The following is a 14711-nucleotide window of genomic DNA, read 5'->3' as shown; positions in this document are numbered from 1 at the left end:
GAAAATGAGCAAGAAGCGCGACATCGGCTTCCCTCCGCGGGAGGCCATCGTCGCCTACATCCGCGCCAATCCGGGCAAGGTTGGCACCAAGGATATCGCCCGCGAGTTCGGCCTGAAGAACGCTGATCGCGCGGCCCTCAAGCAGTTGCTACGCGAGCTCGTCGCCGACGGCACCGTGAAGAAGAGCGGCCGCAAGACCGTCGTCGAGACCGCCACCTTGCCGGCCACGCTGGTTGTCGACATCACCGGGCGCGACAGCGACGGCGAGCTGATCGCCAAGCCCGCCGAGTGGGACGAGGCCGAGCAATCCGAGCCGCCGCGCATCCGCATCCACACCCCGCGCCATGCCGGGCCCGGCTCGGCGGCCGGCGTCGGTGACCGCGCGCTGCTCCGCGTCGAGCCGATCCAGGATGAGGCGGGCGTGTCCTATCGCGGCCGCGTCCTCAAGGTGCTCGATCAGGCGCGGCCGCGCGTGCTCGGCATCTTCCGCAGCAATCCCGGCGGCGGCGGCCGCCTGATTCCGGTCGACAAGAAGCAGGCGGGACGCGAGCTCTCCATCGCCCCTGCCGACACCAAGGACGCCAAGGACGGCGATCTCATCAGCGTCGACCTGCTGCGCGGCCGCGGCTACGGCCTGCCCTCGGGCCGGGTGAAGGAGCGCTACGGCTCGGTCGCAACCGAGAAGGCGATCAGCCTGATCGCGATCCACGCCCACGAGATCCCGATGGATTTCTCCGCGGCGGCCGTGGCAGAGGCCGAAGCCGCGCAGCCCGCGAGCTTGAAGGGGCGTGAGGACTGGCGCGAGCTGCCGCTGGTCACGATCGATCCGCCCGATGCCAAGGATCACGACGACGCCGTTCATGCCGAGCCGGATCCCGATCCGAACAATGCCGGCGGCTTCATTCTCCATGTCGCGATTGCCGACGTCGCCTACTACGTGCGGCCGGGCTCGGCGCTCGACCGCGACGCGCTGATCCGCGGCAACTCGGTGTATTTCCCCGACCGCGTCGTGCCGATGCTGCCCGAGCGCATCTCCAACAATCTGTGCTCGCTGGTGCCGGGCGAGGCGCGCGGCGCGCTCGCGGTGCGCATGGTGTTAGGCGCGGACGGCCGCAAGCGCTCGCACTCGTTTCATCGCGTGCTGATGCGCTCGGCCGCCAAACTGTCCTACGCGCAGGCGCAGGCCGCCATCGACGGCAAGCCCGACGACGTCACCAGCCCCCTGCTCGAGCCGATCCTCAAGCCGCTCTACGCGGCCTATGAGGTCGCCAAGCGCGGCCGCGACGCGCGCGATCCGCTTGACCTCTACATTCCCGAGCGCAAGATCCTGCTGAAGACCGACGGCACCGTCGACCGCGTCGTCGTGCCGGAGCGCCTCGATGCTCACAAGCTGATCGAGGAGTTCATGATCTCGGCCAACGTCGCCGCGGCGGAGCTTTTGGAGAAGAAGGCGCTGCCTTTGATCTACCGCGTGCATGATGAGCCGACGGTCGAGAAGATCCATGCGCTGCAGGAGTTCCTGAAGACGCTCGACGTGCCCTTCGCCAAATCAGGCGCGCTCCGGCCGTCGCTGTTCAACCGCGTGCTGACCCTGGTCGCCGGCCAGGACTACGAGCATCTCGTCAACGAGGTCGTGCTGCGCTCGCAGGCGCAGGCGGAATATTCGACCGACAATTACGGGCATTTCGGCCTGAACCTGCGCCGCTACGCGCATTTCACCTCGCCGATCCGCCGCTACGCCGACCTCGTCGTGCACCGCGGCCTGCTGCGCGCGCTGGGCCTCGGCGACGGCGCCCTGCCCGACAGCGAGACGCCGGATCACCTCGCCGAGGTCGCAGCGCAGATCTCGGTGACCGAGCGGCGCGCGATGAAGGCCGAGCGCGAGACCGCCGACCGCCTGATCGCGCATCATTTGGCGGACCGCGTCGGCGCCACCTTCCAGGGCCGCATTTCCGGCGTCACCCGCGCCGGCCTGTTCGTCAAGCTCGATGATACCGGCGCCGACGGCCTGGTTCCGATCCGCACCCTCGGCACGGAATATTTCGACTATGACGAGACGCGTCATGCGCTGATCGGCCAGCGCAGCGGTGCCATGCACCGGCTGGGTGACGTCGTCGATGTCCGTCTGGTAGAAGCTCAGCCGGTGGCCGGTGCGCTGCGCTTCGAGCTGCTGACCCAGGCGGATGTGCTGGTGTCGCGGCATCCGCGCGGCGCAGGACCCCGGCGAAAGAATAACGTCGGGAAGAACGCCAAGGCGACCAAGCGGGCCAAATCCGAGGCTCGGCCGAAGCACAAAGAAAAAAGCCGCAAGAAAAGCCCAGCGGCAGGGGCAAAACGCAAGCCCGGCACATCGAAGAAAGGCAGATCGTGGACGCCATGACCTCAACGCCCCGCACATTGCCCCCGCAGACCTGGACGCGTGACGCCGGCGCCGTCGAGAAGCGCGACGTCTGGACCGCGATGAAGCGCGGCCTGCGCGGCCGCTGCCCGCGCTGCGGCGAGGGCAAGCTGTTCCGCGCCTTCCTGAAGGTCGCGGACAATTGCGACCGCTGCGGCCAGGATTTCTCCGGGCATCGCGCCGACGATCTTCCCGCCTATCTCGTGATCGTCATCGTCGGCCACATCATCGTGCCGCTGGTACTCTCGATCGAGACCAACTACGCGCCGCCGGTGGCGCTGCAGCTCGCGATCTATCTGCCGGTGACCTTGGTCGCCTCGCTCGCTTTGATTCAGCCGGTCAAGGGCGCCGTCGTCGGGCTGCAATGGGCATTCCGCATGCACGGCTTCGACGACAATCCCGTGGAAGGCATTCCACCGGTGTGAGCGACCAAACGATCAACAAAGAAGAAAAAGCGGGGAGGACATGAGCGATACGGCACAGGCGAGCAGCGCGCCGGCGGGCAAGCCCGCCGAGAAGGAAGCGGACCATCATCCCTACACCAAGCCACGCGATGCTGCGACCTTGATCCTGGTCGACCGCAGCGGCGCGGTGCCGAAGGTGCTGGTCGGCAAGCGCCACGACAAGGTCGTGTTCATGCCGGGCAAGTTCGTCTTCCCCGGCGGCCGCGTCGACAAGACCGATCATCGCATTCCCGTGGCAGCGCCGATGCCGGCGGAGCTCGAAGCCAATCTGTTCAAGGGCAAGCCGCAGACGACGGCCTCGCGCGCGAAGTCGCTCGCCGTCGCCGCGATCCGCGAGGCCTGTGAGGAAACCGGTCTCTGTCTCGGACGCAAGGTCGGCGGCCCCGCGCCGAAACTGGACGGGCCATGGGCGCCGTTCGCCGACGCCGGCCTGCTGCCCGATCCGTCCGGCCTGTTCCTGATCGCCCGCGCCATCACCCCGCCCGGCCGCATCAAGCGCTTCGACACCCGCTTCTTCACCGCCGATGCCTCCGCCATCACCCATCGTGTCGAGGGCGTGATCCATGCCGATGCCGAGCTGGTCGAGCTGGTCTGGGTCGAGCTTGGCTCCAGGCCGCTCGCCGATCTGCATCCGATGACCAAGAACGTGCTCCACGAGCTCGACCGCCGCCTCGCCACCGGGCCGCTGCGCCACGACGCCGACGTGCCGTTCTTCCATTTCTACGGCGGCAAGATGCAGAAGGACGTGCTGGGCGGGTAGCCTATCGTCGTCATTGCGGGTGGCGCGAAGCGGTCAGCATGCATTCGCGAGCATGTCTACGTATGAGCGCTCTATCCACCGCTCATCCCACTTGCATTCCCGCAAACTGCGTTGTGCAGCAGACCTGGAACGACGCGGATAGAGGGAGCAGCCTCCGGAAGCAAGACTAAGCTGGCAAAGCATCACCGCAAGTTGCATAGAAAGAAACAGCACAATACTGTGTGCAATTGATACTATTGCTTTTTTGAGGGGCGGGTAAAGATGAGCGATGAGACACAGCCAATTTGCGGGATCGTCATGCCAATCTCTGCAATGGACAACTACTCCGCGTCACATTGGTCCGATGTTCTGGAAATATTATCGGAGGCACTGGAGGACGCTGGGTTTGAGGCTCGCATCGTAAGCGACGGGAGCGACGTCGGGGTCATTCATAAACGAATAGTACAGAACCTTTACGAGGATCCAATAGTCGTATGCGACGTGAGCGGAAAGAACCCAAATGTCATGTTTGAACTTGGGATGCGATTGGCGTTCGACAAGCCGACTATCATCGTGAAGGATAATGAAACGAAGTACTCCTTCGACACGGCATCGATCGAACATCTAGAATATCCAAGAGATCTTCGCTTCGGTCAAATTGTTGAGTTCAAAGAGAAGCTTGCCGAAAAAGTCCGCGCGACTTTAAAAGCGTCTGAAGATCCAGGATACACTACCTTCTTGAAGCACTTTGGCGAGTTTAAGGTTGCTGTTCTGGAACAGAAAGAAGTACCGGGACAAGAATACATAATTGAGGAGCTGAAAAATCTCCGCCAAGCAATCGAGACAACCCGACGAGCGCCGATTTCCAACAGGAGGATAAAGCGCGCGCCCCCAATTCTAAGGCCGGGCTCCATCAACGCTTGTATGCGAAATTTATCAGTTGAGGAAATTGAACAAGCTCGCCAGACGGCCCTACAATTCCCTGGTGTGAAAAGTGCGGAGGTGCTCGAGAGGAGCCCTGACCATTTTCATCTACTGATCAAAAGTGCAAAGGACGTTGATCTAACACCTTTGAAAGAAAGCATCTACTCCAACCTTAATTCTGAATAAGATGATCGTCAGGACTGATAGATGGCAGCGGATCCAATCCGCTCGCGTTGCGTAGGATCGGCATTACGCCTTCGCTAGTTCGAATCCTCTGGATTGCTTCGCTGGCTCGCAAAGACAGCGTTTGTTCTCTCAGTGCAGCCAAAATCGGCAAATCCTTCCGCACGTCGTGACTAGCGCCGTCGCCAGCAGTTCCCATCTGAATCAATCAGCGCAATCATCGCGGACGCCCCCTCATGGCCCCACGTCAACTCAAGCTCGGCGCCTTCATGCGCCCGGTCTCGATCCATACCGGCGCGTGGCGTTATCCCGGCGCCTGGCCGGACGCCAATTTCAACTTCGCGCATCTGAAGCAGCTGATCCGCAAGCTCGAGGCCGGGAAGTTCGACGCCTTCTTCATGGCCGATCATCTCGCCGTGCTGAACATGCCGATCAACGCGCTGAAGCGCAGCCACACCGTGACGTCGTTCGAGCCGTTCACCCTGTTGTCGGCGCTATCGGCGGTCACCGAGAACATCGGCCTGATCGCGACGGGATCGACCACCTTCGACGAGCCCTATCACGTCGCCCGCCGCTTCGCCTCGCTCGACCACATTTCCGGCGGGCGCGCCGGCTGGAATATCGTCACCACGTCGAACCCGGATGCCGCGCTGAATTTCGGCCTCGACGATCACATGGAGCACGCCGAGCGCTACAAGCGCGCCCGCGAGTTCTACGACGTCGTCACCGGCCTGTGGGATTCCTTCGCCGACGATGCCTTCGCGCGCGACGTCGAGAGCGGGCTGTTCTTCGATCCCGACAAGATGCATGTGCTCGATCACAAGGGCAAATATCTCAAAGTCCGCGGCCCGCTGAACATCGCCCGTCCCGTGCAGGGCTGGCCCGTCATCGTGCAAGCCGGCGCCTCGGAGGATGGCAAGCAGCTCGCGGCGGAGACGGCCGAGGCCGTGTTCACCGGCGGCGGCAGCCTCGCCGATGGAAAGACACTCTATGCCGACATCAAGGGCCGCATGGAAAAGGTCGGCCGCGATCCGGAGCATCTGAAGATCCTGCCCGGTGCCTTCGTCGTGGTCGGCGACAGCGTCGACGAGGCCAAGGAGAAGCGCGCGCTGCTCGACAGCAAGGTGCATGACGACAGCGCCATCGCCTCGCTCTCGGTCATCCTCGGCACCGACGCCTCCGGCTTCGATCCCGATGGCCCGCTGCCGCCGATTCCCGAGACCAACGCCTCCAAGAGCGGCCGCCAGCGCCTGGTCGATGTCGCCGCGCGCGACAAGCTCACGGTGCGGCAACTGGCGCAGCGGGTCGGCGGCTACGGCGGGCTGTCCTTCGTCGGCACGCCTGCGACGATCGCCGACCAGATGCAGGAGTGGCTGGAAAGCCGTGGGTCGGACGGCTTCAACATCATGTTCCCATTCCTGCCGGCGGGGCTCGACGATTTCGTCGACAAGGTGATTCCCGAGCTGCAGCGCCGCGGGATCTTCCGGACGGAGTATGAGGGGCCGACCTTGCGGGACAATCTCGGCCTGCCCCGCCCGAAAAACCGCTTCTTCGCGGCCTAGGGACCCCAGAATCTGGCCCTCAAACCTTGACTTTGGGGGCTGGCTGGGTAGGTTGCCGGCCAACGGCGCCCCCTCTTTGGCCGGTGCCCACCCTATCCCCGATTCCAGAGGTTCAAGACATGGCCAAGGCGGTCACCATCAAGGTCAAGCTCGTGTCGTCGGCCGACACCGGCTTCTATTACGTCGCCAAGAAGAACTCGCGCACCATGACCGACAAGATGGTCAAGAAGAAGTACGATCCGGTCGCGCGCAAGCACGTCGAATTCCGCGAAGCCAAGATCAAGTAAGATCGCGGGACTGCTTTCGACTTCAACGGGGCCGTTTCGGCCCCGTTTTTTATTGTGCGCGAGATGGCCGCTGCCGGCGTGCCGTCCCGCATCGCGGTCGAATGGGGTTCCCGATTTAAGGAGCCGTCAACCAAACCCATGCGATTTTCGGGTAGCGCCGCACCGAATTCCCCAGCGTCTCCCTCCCTATCTTACCGGCAGACCCGCGATGACCGATCTTCAGACCCTGCAATCCCGCCTCGATTTCATCGGCATCGACCATGCGACCCGGGAGGCGCTGCGGGAGCTGCGGCCGCTGATCGGCAAGGTGCTGCCCGGCCTGCTGGACCAGTTCTATGCCCATGTCGGCAAGGTCCCGCATCTCGCCAAGATGTTCTCCAGCCCGGCCACGATGCGGCACGCCAAGCAGGCCCAGCACGATCACTGGATGTCGCTGGCGACCGCGAAGTTCGACGATGCCTATGTGAAATCGGTGACCCGGATCGGCGAGGCCCACAACCGGATGGGGCTGGAGCCGCGCTGGTACATCGCCGGCTATTCGCTGATCGTGACCGGGCTGCAGAAGGCGATCGAGACGGAGATCGCGGACGGCTGGTTCGGCGGCCAGGCGGCGCGCGAGAAGAAGGCCGCGCTGCAGGCTGCGATCACCAAGGCGGCGATGATCGACATGGATCTCGCCATCTCGGTCTATCTCGATGCGGCCAAGACCGAGCAGCACGCCGCCATGCAGCGCATGGCCGACGAGTTCGAATCCACCGTCGGCCAGATCATCAACAAGGTCCATGCCGACGCGCGCACGCTCGAGGTCTCGGCCAACACGTTGACCAAGACCGCCGAGCAGACCCAGCATTTGTCGGCCAGCGCGGCCTCGGCCTCGGGCCAGGTCTCGACCAACGTGCAGTCGGTCGCCTCGGCCGCCGAGGAGATGACCTCCTCGGTGCATGAGATCGGGCGGCAGGTCAGGGAATCGACCACCATCGCCAAGGAGGCCGTTCGCCAGATCGAGCAGACCGATGTCGGCATCAGCGAGCTGTCGCGCACCGCCGAGCGCATCGGCGACGTGCTCAAGCTGATCACCTCGATCGCCGCCCAGACCAACCTGCTGGCGCTGAACGCCACCATCGAGGCGGCGCGCGCCGGCGACGCCGGCCGCGGCTTCGCGGTGGTCGCCTCCGAGGTCAAGGCGCTGGCGTCGCAGACCGCGAAAGCCACCGAGGAGATCGGCCAGCAGATCGAAGGCATCCAGAGCGCGACGCAGTCCTCGGTCGCCTCGATCAAGCAGATCGGCGGCACCATCCAGCAGATCTCGGAGATCGCCGCCGGCATCGCCGCGGCCGTCGAGCAGCAGGGCGCCGCCACAGGGCAGATCTCGCGCAACGTGCAGGAGGTCGCCGGCGGCACTGCGCGCGTCGTCGGCAACATCGGCGACGTCAGCAAGGGCGCCAGCGCCACCGGCACCGCGTCATCCCAGGTGCTGGCGTCGGCGCATTCGCTGTCGCGCGAGAGTGATCACCTCAAGGACGAGCTGGAGACATTCCTGCGCAAGGTGCGCGCGGCGTAGCCCGGTTCAGCCGACGCGCCGGGCGCGTCAGCGTGAGCATCACCCGCCATTCCTCCGCGTCGCAGGAACGGCGGACGACGTTGCACTGAACCGGGCCGACGCACCGGGCGTGCTACATCCCGTGGCTCTGGAACACCGCCGAGCAGCGCTTGCTCAGCTTGGTCCGGTTCTGCGTCAGACAGTTCTGGACTGCGAAGTCATCGCCGAGCTGACTGCGACAGAAGCGCTTGGCATCCGGCGCGCACGCCTTCTGCTCCTGCGGCGTCCCCATGTGGCCCTGGGCCATGGCGAATGACGGCAGAACGGACAGCGACACGGCAACCGCAAACATCAGCTTCTTCATTGGGCGCTCCTTCTTGGGCTGAAACAAACGTTTCCCGCCCAAGGGGGTTCCGACGGAACTGTGCGTCCGAAGACCGGATGGCGAGCGTCGCAGCCAATGCGGCCTGCACATCCCGCTGTGAACGATCAGCGCCTTGCCGCAATTCTCAGCCGGCGCCGGACATCGCCCGCGCCAGCGCAGCACGCGCGAGCAGACGCGTCGAATCCAACGTCGGCAGAGGCGAGTTGGCATCGTCGATGATCAGCGGAATCTCGGTGCAGCCGAGCGCGACGGCGTCGCAGCCATCACCTTTCAACCGTGCGATGATCTTCTGAAAGGTCGCGACGGAGGGCGGCTCGAACCGCCCGTAGACGAGCTCATCCATGATGATGCGGTTGGCTTCGACGCGATCTGCCTCTTTCGGACGCGCGAACGCCAATCCGTGTGCCATCAGGCTGTCCGGATAGACATTGCTGTCGACGAGCCATGTCGTGCCGGTGATGCCGATACGCCTGTAGCCTCTCCTGACCGCCTCCTTGGCCACCTCGTCGGCGATGTGCAGCCACGGCAGCGGTGAGCATGGCAGCACGAGCGGCAACGCCTGGTGGATGGTGTTGTCGGGGCAGATCAGGAAATCCGCGCCCGCTGCAGCGAGCTTGCGCGCCGAGGTCAGCATCAGCTCGGCGACGCCATCGAGATCGCCGCGATCGAGGCAAGTCACATAGTCGGCGAGCGATGGCGTGTGCATCGACACCTCGGGATGGGCATGCGGCCCGAGCAGGTCGGCCCCCTCCCTGCAGATCGTGCGATAGCAGAGCGCCGCGCCTTCGGCGGAGCAGCCGACGATGCCGATATGTCGTGTCATTCGTGGTCTCATCCCTGTGATGACGGCCGGTCATGATAGCGTGGAAGACGGACGGGCGTGAGCACGATCCGCCGTCGCGACTCCGCCTGGACACTGAGCGAGAGAAACACGACCTCTCCACCGTCATTGCGAGTGCAGGAACAGCAGCGAAGCAATCCAGAGTCCCTGCTGAGCCCTGGATTGCTTCGCTGCGCTCGCAATGACGCCGTGACAAACATATGGGCACGGCATCGCCAGGGCGGATCACGCCGATCCACCCTGTCGAACCATCTGTTAGCGTCGGTTGCCGCAGCTACATCACGCCGCGGGACATCATGACATTTGCCATGTCGTGCCTGAGGCGATCGAGCGCGCGGTGAGCCGCGATATGGTCGAGATCGCCTTGCGTCAGGCCAATATCCACCAGTTGCGCCTCGCTCAGGTCCCGCAGATGCAGTCTCATCATCCGGCGCCGGCGGCTCTCCTGGAACGCCAGCCAATAGCCTGCGAACAGGCCGAACAGTCCCGGAGCCGTGAGGCCCGGCGGCCCCACCGCATTCTTTTCCGACAATGCGTCGCGCAGCACCGTGACGGAAGCGTCTGGACGCGGCGCGGCTGGCGCCTGGTGCGCCGCGTTCTTCAGCAATGTGAGAGGACGATCGCGCGTGGCGGCATTGCGCGCGATCTCGGCAGTGAGGTGAGTCTGGGGTGGCATCGGGTGCTCCTGCTGCGTGGTGCCGGCAGGGAGCGTGGCCAAACAAAAGGCCCCGTCCGATGCCGGCGGGGCCTGGTGGAATGATCGTGTCGTCGAAAACCTAGCGCACGACTCCTCCAACGGCCCGACTGCGGCGGGTCGTATGTTTACGGTTGGAATTGCGCACGACGTTGATCATGATCTGCATGTACCATGGAGATTGCGCCGGATCAAGGCATGTAGTTCCTGCGCTCGCAGATGAGCACCTATGCGAGGCTTGTGTTCTGCCAAACTCCGCGCGCACGACGTTTCCGGCAGAATGGTGTCCGGAGAGAAGCGCGATCTCACCGCCGTCATTGCGAGCGCAGCGAAGCAATCCAGTGTCGTGTGCGGGACCCTGGATTGCTTCGCTGACGCTCGCAATGACGTCGCGGCGATCATCTTGTGCTCTTGGTCGACTGTCGCCGCGGTCGCCACGCCCGCGATCGACTACATTCCCCGACGCGAGACGCCGCCCGGATATGGATCATCCCTCAACCTGTCGAGCGTCTGCAGCGCGGCGATGTGCTCGATCTCGGCGCGCGTGATGCCGATATCGGTGAGCTCGCGTTCGCTCAGCTCGTAGAGGATTGCCCGCACGCGCTCGCGGCATTGCCATGCTTGAATGGCACGCCAGCATCGGCCGATCAGGCGGATGATCAGCCAGGTCGGCCTGACCGGCGGACCGGCCGCGTCCTTTTCCGACAACACGTCTCGCAAGGCTGCGATGGAGGTCATGGACTGCGTCGATGGCTGCACGCTGCTGATCGCGTCCTTGACTGAGGCGATCGAGAGATCGACGTTGCGCCCTGACACGTGCCCGGCGTCCATCGTCGAATTGGTCTGGTGGGGTGGCATCCTGCGCTCCTGCTGTTGTGCCGGCAGGGAGCGTGGCCAAACGAAAGGCCCCGTCCGATGCCGGCGGGGCCTGGTGAGAACATCGCGTCGTCAAACTCCTAGCGCGCGACTCCTTCCACGGCCCGGCCGAAGCGGGTCATGTGGCTGAAGTTGACGATGCGGATCGATGTGCTCATGGGAGCCGGATACCACCGATATCTGACAAAATCAAGAGATGTTTCGCACCATCGCGCATCTCTGACGCGAGTACTTCGAACTGATGAGTCTACGGCGTGTCGTTGGGCGGACAAGCGGCGGATTGCGCTGCGCTAATCCGCCCTATGCAGTCTATTAGCCCAGCCGACGTTCGGGCATCCGCTTGCAACCCATCCTGCGGCATCGCCCCAACCGATAACGAAGTCGTGGTGATTACAGCAGAGGAGGTAACTGGCGTCTTTGTCGGAGACGTAAAATTCCATTGGCGGGCACTCCTCAAGGACACGGAGCAGATCCGCTCCGTTACGGAATGTCCAACACGCGCTCGCCCCCGCAACAATCATCACGCATTCGCGCCTGCCGACATAGGTCGGGATCAATTGCCATCCGTCGGTCCTGTGCAGGCCCCGGGGCGCCTCGGAATTGTCCCAGGGCGCGTGCTCGAGAGAAATTACACCTAGACGATCGCGTAGCAGCAGAGCCATCGCACGCCGCTGCTCATCATCGAGCAAAACTGCGAGGACATGTGTTTTGCTGATTGCCTGAGAGATATGGTCAAGCATCGTAATGCTGTTCCTACTGGCCCGAATATCGCCTCGCAGGCGTTCCAGCGGATCACGCCGCGCCGATCAGCCCTACGGCACCGGCCGAGTGGCAATGAAACGATCCTCGATGAAGCCAGCCAACCATGCGGCAACACCTGCCAGGACTGCCATCACCGGGGCATTGGCCTCCACGCCGAACGCGTAGAGAAGCAGGAGTCCGCACACCATCAGTCCGCCCGTCAGAGCACCAATACGCAGCGGCTTCATTGGTTTCCCCTGAAGATCACAGATCCTCTTGCAAGTGCATGCTAGCACGAGGTCAGTGAAGTGCGTAGCACGATCAACCCCGGCGACATCTTCTGGGACGCGCCCTGGAGATCCGCGAAGAATGAACTCCGTCCGGCGTCCGTGGATTCGGGGAGCCGACGGCTCCGGAAAGCGAACTTCTCAAACGATCTCAACGAGATCGCCATCGTGGGCCGTCCAGATCGCAAATTTCCACTTTCTTTTTTTCGGAAATCATGCTACACACCGCTCATCCCACCTCGCCAAGAGGGGCGCATCGCGATCGTCACGAGCGTGAGGTGGGGTGCGGTGGGCGTGTCGGGGTGCAGCGTGGTTGATCCGCGCGGACGAACATCCCGGTGCGCACGGTGAAGCCGTGTGGTCCTGGCCTCCCGACGCTGAGGCCAAGTCGGCGCTTGCGACGAGCGCGCTGATGACGGGGGCAAGAACGCCGGTCCCCGGGGAGAGCGCGGAGTAAGCCGTAAAGCCATCGCGCAGGGAGGGCCGGATGTCCGGTCCGTACCTGTGGTTCTGCCGCGTGCTTTCTTTCTGCACGCGGACCATGGGTGCGACCAGCACCCGGCCTTCCCTGCGCCCTCTGTTCTCGAAGAGGGTCTTGACGGACATAGCTCGGGCGCGGAATGCGCGGCGAGGATGATGATTTATGTCTTGGAGTATGCTGCCGCACACTCGCTGTCATTCCGGGGCGCGACGCAGTCGCGAGCCCGGAAACCATACCCCGAGCCGTGGTCTGGCGAAGGCAGCCGCCACTGGCACCTCGCGAAACAGAGCCGTTCGTGGCTATGGATTCCGGGCTCGCGCTACGCGCGCCCCGGAATCACGTGTGGAGAGGGGTCGGCCGCTCGCGATCAACGCATTCGGAGTGATAAGGCGGCGCAGCGCCCCTGCCCTCTATCGGCCCCGGCCGGCGGCCTGCGGCAGGAATTGCGGCTGATGCACCGGCGCGATCGCCACCGCGCGGTTGCGCCCCTCGTTCTTGGCCCGATACAGCGCATTGTCGGCGCGCTTCATGACGTCGGCGATCGGCTCGCCCTTCTGCTCCAGGGTCGACAGCCCGATCGAGGTCGTGACCTCGATGCGCTTCTCGCCCTTGTGCACCGAGAACGGCTCGTTGGCGACCGAGCGCCGCAGCCGCTCGGCGACCATCCCGGCGACGTGCAGGTCGGTCTCGGGCATCACGATCACGAACTCCTCGCCGCCATAGCGGCAGGCGAGATCGATGCCGCGGATCGACTTGCGTACGCGCATCGCGAACTCGCGCAGCACGTCGTCGCCGGCGTCATGGCCGTAATTGTCGTTGATCGACTTGAAGTAGTCGATGTCGAGCATCATCAGCGCCAGCGGCTTGCCGCGGCTCGCGGCCTGGTCGGCCAGCGTCGACAGATGCGTCTCCATGTAGCGGCGATTGTGCAGGCCCGTCAGCGCGTCGGTGATCGCCATCTCGATCGAGTTCTGGACGTTGTCGCGCAGATGGTCGGTGTAGCGGCGCTTGCGGATCTGGGTGCGTGCGCGCGCCAGCAGCTCGTTCTTGTCGACGGGGCGCAGCAGATAGTCGTTGACGCCGATCTCCAGGCCGCGCAGCAGCCGCGAATTGTTTTCCGCATCGGCGATCGCCAGGATCGGCACGTGGCGCGTGCGCTCCAGCGAGCGCAACTGGCTGCACAGCCTGAGGCCGTCGAAATCGTTGAGGTCGAGCGAGACGATGACGAGGTCGTAATTGCCTTCGGCGGCGTTGAACACGGCCTCGGCGGGATTGGTCTCGACGTCGATGGAATGCTCGGTCGCCAGCATCGGCCCGAGCCGCTCGTAGGACGACGGCCGGTCGTCGACCAGCAGCACCCGCCCGCCCTTGCCGGCGTCGGCGACCGCGTTGCGCTCGGGCGCCTGCACGCCGATCTCGAGCGAGGTCAGCGCGCGCATGCGCAGCTCGTCGGTCATCATCTTCAGCCGCGTCAGCGAGCGCACGCGCGCGATCAGCACGACGTCGGAGACGGGCTTGGTGAGGAAGTCGTCGGCACCGGCCTCCAGGCCGCGCACGCGGTCGGACGGGCTGTCGAGCGCCGTCACCATGACGACCGGAATGAAATGCGTGGCCGGATTCGACTTCAGCCGGCGGCAGACCTCGAAGCCGTCCATGTCTGGCATCATGACGTCGAGCAGGATGATGTCGCATTCGGCGCGCTGGCAGATCTGCAGCGCCTCGGCGCCGTTCGCGGCGGTCAGCACGTCGAAATATTCGGCCGACAGCCGCGCCTCCAACAGCTTGACGTTGGCCGGGACGTCGTCGACGACGAGGATACGCGCGGACACTGCAGAAACTCCTTAGCCGATAAAGCGGCGTACCGTTTCAATGAATTTTCCGACCGAGATCGGCTTGGAAAGATAGGCTTCGCAGCCACCCTCGCGGATGCGCTCCTCGTCGCCCTTCATCGCAAAGGCCGTCACTGCCACCACCGGGATGGCACGCAAATCCGGATCGTCCTTGATCCATTTCGTCACTTCCAGGCCCGAGACCTGCGGCAGCTGGATGTCCATCAGGATCAGATCGGGGCGGGTCCGGCGCACGATGTCGAGCGCCTCCACGCCGCTGGACGTACCGGAGGTCTGGTACCCGTGGGCTTCCAACAGATCGCGGAAGAGCTTCATGTTGAGCTCATTGTCTTCCACGATCAGGACGGTCTTGCCCATCCGCCCCTCCGAATCACTGACACCGGCATGTCCTCTGGCGGACGACTGTCCACCGCTACTCATCTAATTCAAACTAGCCCCAGATTCGTTCAAACCCGTTAA

Annotated in this window: 14 protein-coding genes; 7 read left to right on the top strand and 7 right to left on the bottom strand. The window is 64.0% G+C overall.

Features of this window, described 5'->3' with window-relative positions; all coding sequences use genetic code 11:
- Positions 1-4 precede the first annotated feature (4 nt).
- The 7 genes from rnr (at position 5) to ACQR1H_RS30035 (ending at position 8118) form a co-directional block, all read left to right on the top strand.
- A complete protein-coding gene (rnr, locus tag ACQR1H_RS30065) occupies positions 5-2380 on the top strand; it encodes a ribonuclease R (protein WP_434908615.1) in 2376 nt (791 codons plus the stop codon).
- Positions 2377-2823: a DUF983 domain-containing protein gene (locus tag ACQR1H_RS30060; protein ID WP_316181857.1), complete on the top strand. Its 447-nt coding sequence runs from the start codon at positions 2377-2379 to the stop codon at positions 2821-2823. The genes rnr and ACQR1H_RS30060 overlap by 4 nt, the downstream gene beginning before the upstream one ends.
- Positions 2824-2863: 40 nt before the next feature.
- A complete protein-coding gene (locus ACQR1H_RS30055) occupies positions 2864-3622 on the top strand; it encodes an NUDIX hydrolase (protein ID WP_434882456.1) in 759 nt (252 codons plus the stop codon).
- A gap of 261 nt (positions 3623-3883) precedes the next feature.
- On the top strand, positions 3884-4711 hold the full coding sequence (locus ACQR1H_RS30050; RefSeq protein WP_434908614.1) for a hypothetical protein: 828 nt from the start codon (positions 3884-3886) through the stop codon (positions 4709-4711).
- A gap of 233 nt (positions 4712-4944) precedes the next feature.
- Complete coding sequence (locus ACQR1H_RS30045; RefSeq protein ID WP_434908613.1) at positions 4945-6270, top strand: LLM class flavin-dependent oxidoreductase; 1326 nt, start codon at positions 4945-4947, stop codon at positions 6268-6270.
- A 119-nt stretch (positions 6271-6389) separates the two neighbouring features.
- Positions 6390-6557 (top strand): 50S ribosomal protein L33, encoded by a 168-nt coding sequence (gene rpmG, locus ACQR1H_RS30040; RefSeq protein WP_006611239.1) that lies wholly within the window; start codon positions 6390-6392, stop codon positions 6555-6557.
- Positions 6558-6765: 208 nt separating this feature from the next.
- Positions 6766-8118, top strand: coding sequence for a globin-coupled sensor protein (locus ACQR1H_RS30035; protein WP_315804106.1), 1353 nt, complete (start codon positions 6766-6768; stop codon positions 8116-8118).
- A gap of 112 nt (positions 8119-8230) precedes the next feature.
- On the opposite strand, the gene ACQR1H_RS30030 is transcribed toward ACQR1H_RS30035, so the two are convergent.
- The 7 genes from ACQR1H_RS30030 to ACQR1H_RS30000 form a co-directional block, all read right to left on the bottom strand.
- The gene (locus ACQR1H_RS30030; protein ID WP_315804107.1) at positions 8231-8461 is read right to left on the bottom strand and encodes a hypothetical protein; all 231 of its coding nucleotides are present in this window, start codon (positions 8459-8461) and stop codon (positions 8231-8233) included.
- A gap of 145 nt (positions 8462-8606) precedes the next feature.
- Positions 8607-9305, bottom strand: coding sequence for an aspartate/glutamate racemase family protein (locus tag ACQR1H_RS30025; RefSeq protein ID WP_434887035.1), 699 nt, complete (start codon positions 9303-9305; stop codon positions 8607-8609).
- A 292-nt stretch (positions 9306-9597) separates the two neighbouring features.
- Positions 9598-9999 carry a DUF1127 domain-containing protein gene (locus ACQR1H_RS30020; RefSeq protein ID WP_434887034.1) on the bottom strand — a complete coding sequence of 134 codons (402 nt, stop codon included), beginning with the start codon at positions 9997-9999 and terminating at the stop codon, positions 9598-9600.
- Positions 10000-10467: 468 nt separating this feature from the next.
- A complete protein-coding gene (locus tag ACQR1H_RS30015; protein ID WP_434887033.1) occupies positions 10468-10875 on the bottom strand; it encodes a DUF1127 domain-containing protein in 408 nt (135 codons plus the stop codon).
- An 830-nt stretch (positions 10876-11705) separates the two neighbouring features.
- Positions 11706-11882 carry a hypothetical protein gene (locus tag ACQR1H_RS30010; RefSeq protein ID WP_434887032.1) on the bottom strand — a complete coding sequence of 59 codons (177 nt, stop codon included), beginning with the start codon at positions 11880-11882 and terminating at the stop codon, positions 11706-11708.
- Positions 11883-12812: 930 nt separating this feature from the next.
- A complete protein-coding gene (locus ACQR1H_RS30005; RefSeq protein ID WP_434887031.1) occupies positions 12813-14231 on the bottom strand; it encodes a PleD family two-component system response regulator in 1419 nt (472 codons plus the stop codon).
- Between the two features lie 12 nt (positions 14232-14243).
- Positions 14244-14609, bottom strand: a complete 366-nt coding sequence (locus ACQR1H_RS30000) for a response regulator (protein WP_008964019.1) — start codon at positions 14607-14609, stop codon at positions 14244-14246.
- Positions 14610-14711 lie beyond the last annotated feature (102 nt).

This window comes from Bradyrhizobium sp. HKCCYLRH2015 (genome assembly GCF_051168215.1).
Classification (GTDB): Bacteria; Pseudomonadota; Alphaproteobacteria; order Rhizobiales; family Xanthobacteraceae; genus Bradyrhizobium.
The sequence above is the reverse complement of the archived record's forward strand: the minus strand, read 5'-3'. Positions and strand labels throughout refer to the sequence as shown.

Bases quoted from the DNA above. Each gene is read 5' to 3' on its own strand.
- rpmG (WP_006611239.1), top strand. From the start codon at position 6,390: ATGGCCAAGGCGGTCACCATCAAGGTCAAGCTCGTGTCGTCGGCCGAC.
- ACQR1H_RS30050 (WP_434908614.1), top strand. From the start codon at position 3,884: ATGAGCGATGAGACACAGCCAATTTGCGGGATCGTCATGCCAATCTCT.
- ACQR1H_RS30055 (WP_434882456.1), top strand. From the start codon at position 2,864: ATGAGCGATACGGCACAGGCGAGCAGCGCGCCGGCGGGCAAGCCCGCC.
- ACQR1H_RS30015 (WP_434887033.1), bottom strand. From the start codon at position 10,875: ATGCCACCCCACCAGACCAATTCGACGATGGACGCCGGGCACGTGTCA.
- ACQR1H_RS30000 (WP_008964019.1), bottom strand. From the start codon at position 14,609: ATGGGCAAGACCGTCCTGATCGTGGAAGACAATGAGCTCAACATGAAG.
- ACQR1H_RS30020 (WP_434887034.1), bottom strand. From the start codon at position 9,999: ATGCCACCCCAGACTCACCTCACTGCCGAGATCGCGCGCAATGCCGCC.
- ACQR1H_RS30030 (WP_315804107.1), bottom strand. From the start codon at position 8,461: ATGAAGAAGCTGATGTTTGCGGTTGCCGTGTCGCTGTCCGTTCTGCCG.
- rnr (WP_434908615.1), top strand. From the start codon at position 5: ATGAGCAAGAAGCGCGACATCGGCTTCCCTCCGCGGGAGGCCATCGTC.
- ACQR1H_RS30045 (WP_434908613.1), top strand. From the start codon at position 4,945: ATGGCCCCACGTCAACTCAAGCTCGGCGCCTTCATGCGCCCGGTCTCG.
- ACQR1H_RS30060 (WP_316181857.1), top strand. From the start codon at position 2,377: ATGACCTCAACGCCCCGCACATTGCCCCCGCAGACCTGGACGCGTGAC.
- ACQR1H_RS30010 (WP_434887032.1), bottom strand. From the start codon at position 11,882: ATGAAGCCGCTGCGTATTGGTGCTCTGACGGGCGGACTGATGGTGTGC.
- ACQR1H_RS30025 (WP_434887035.1), bottom strand. From the start codon at position 9,305: ATGACACGACATATCGGCATCGTCGGCTGCTCCGCCGAAGGCGCGGCG.
- ACQR1H_RS30035 (WP_315804106.1), top strand. From the start codon at position 6,766: ATGACCGATCTTCAGACCCTGCAATCCCGCCTCGATTTCATCGGCATC.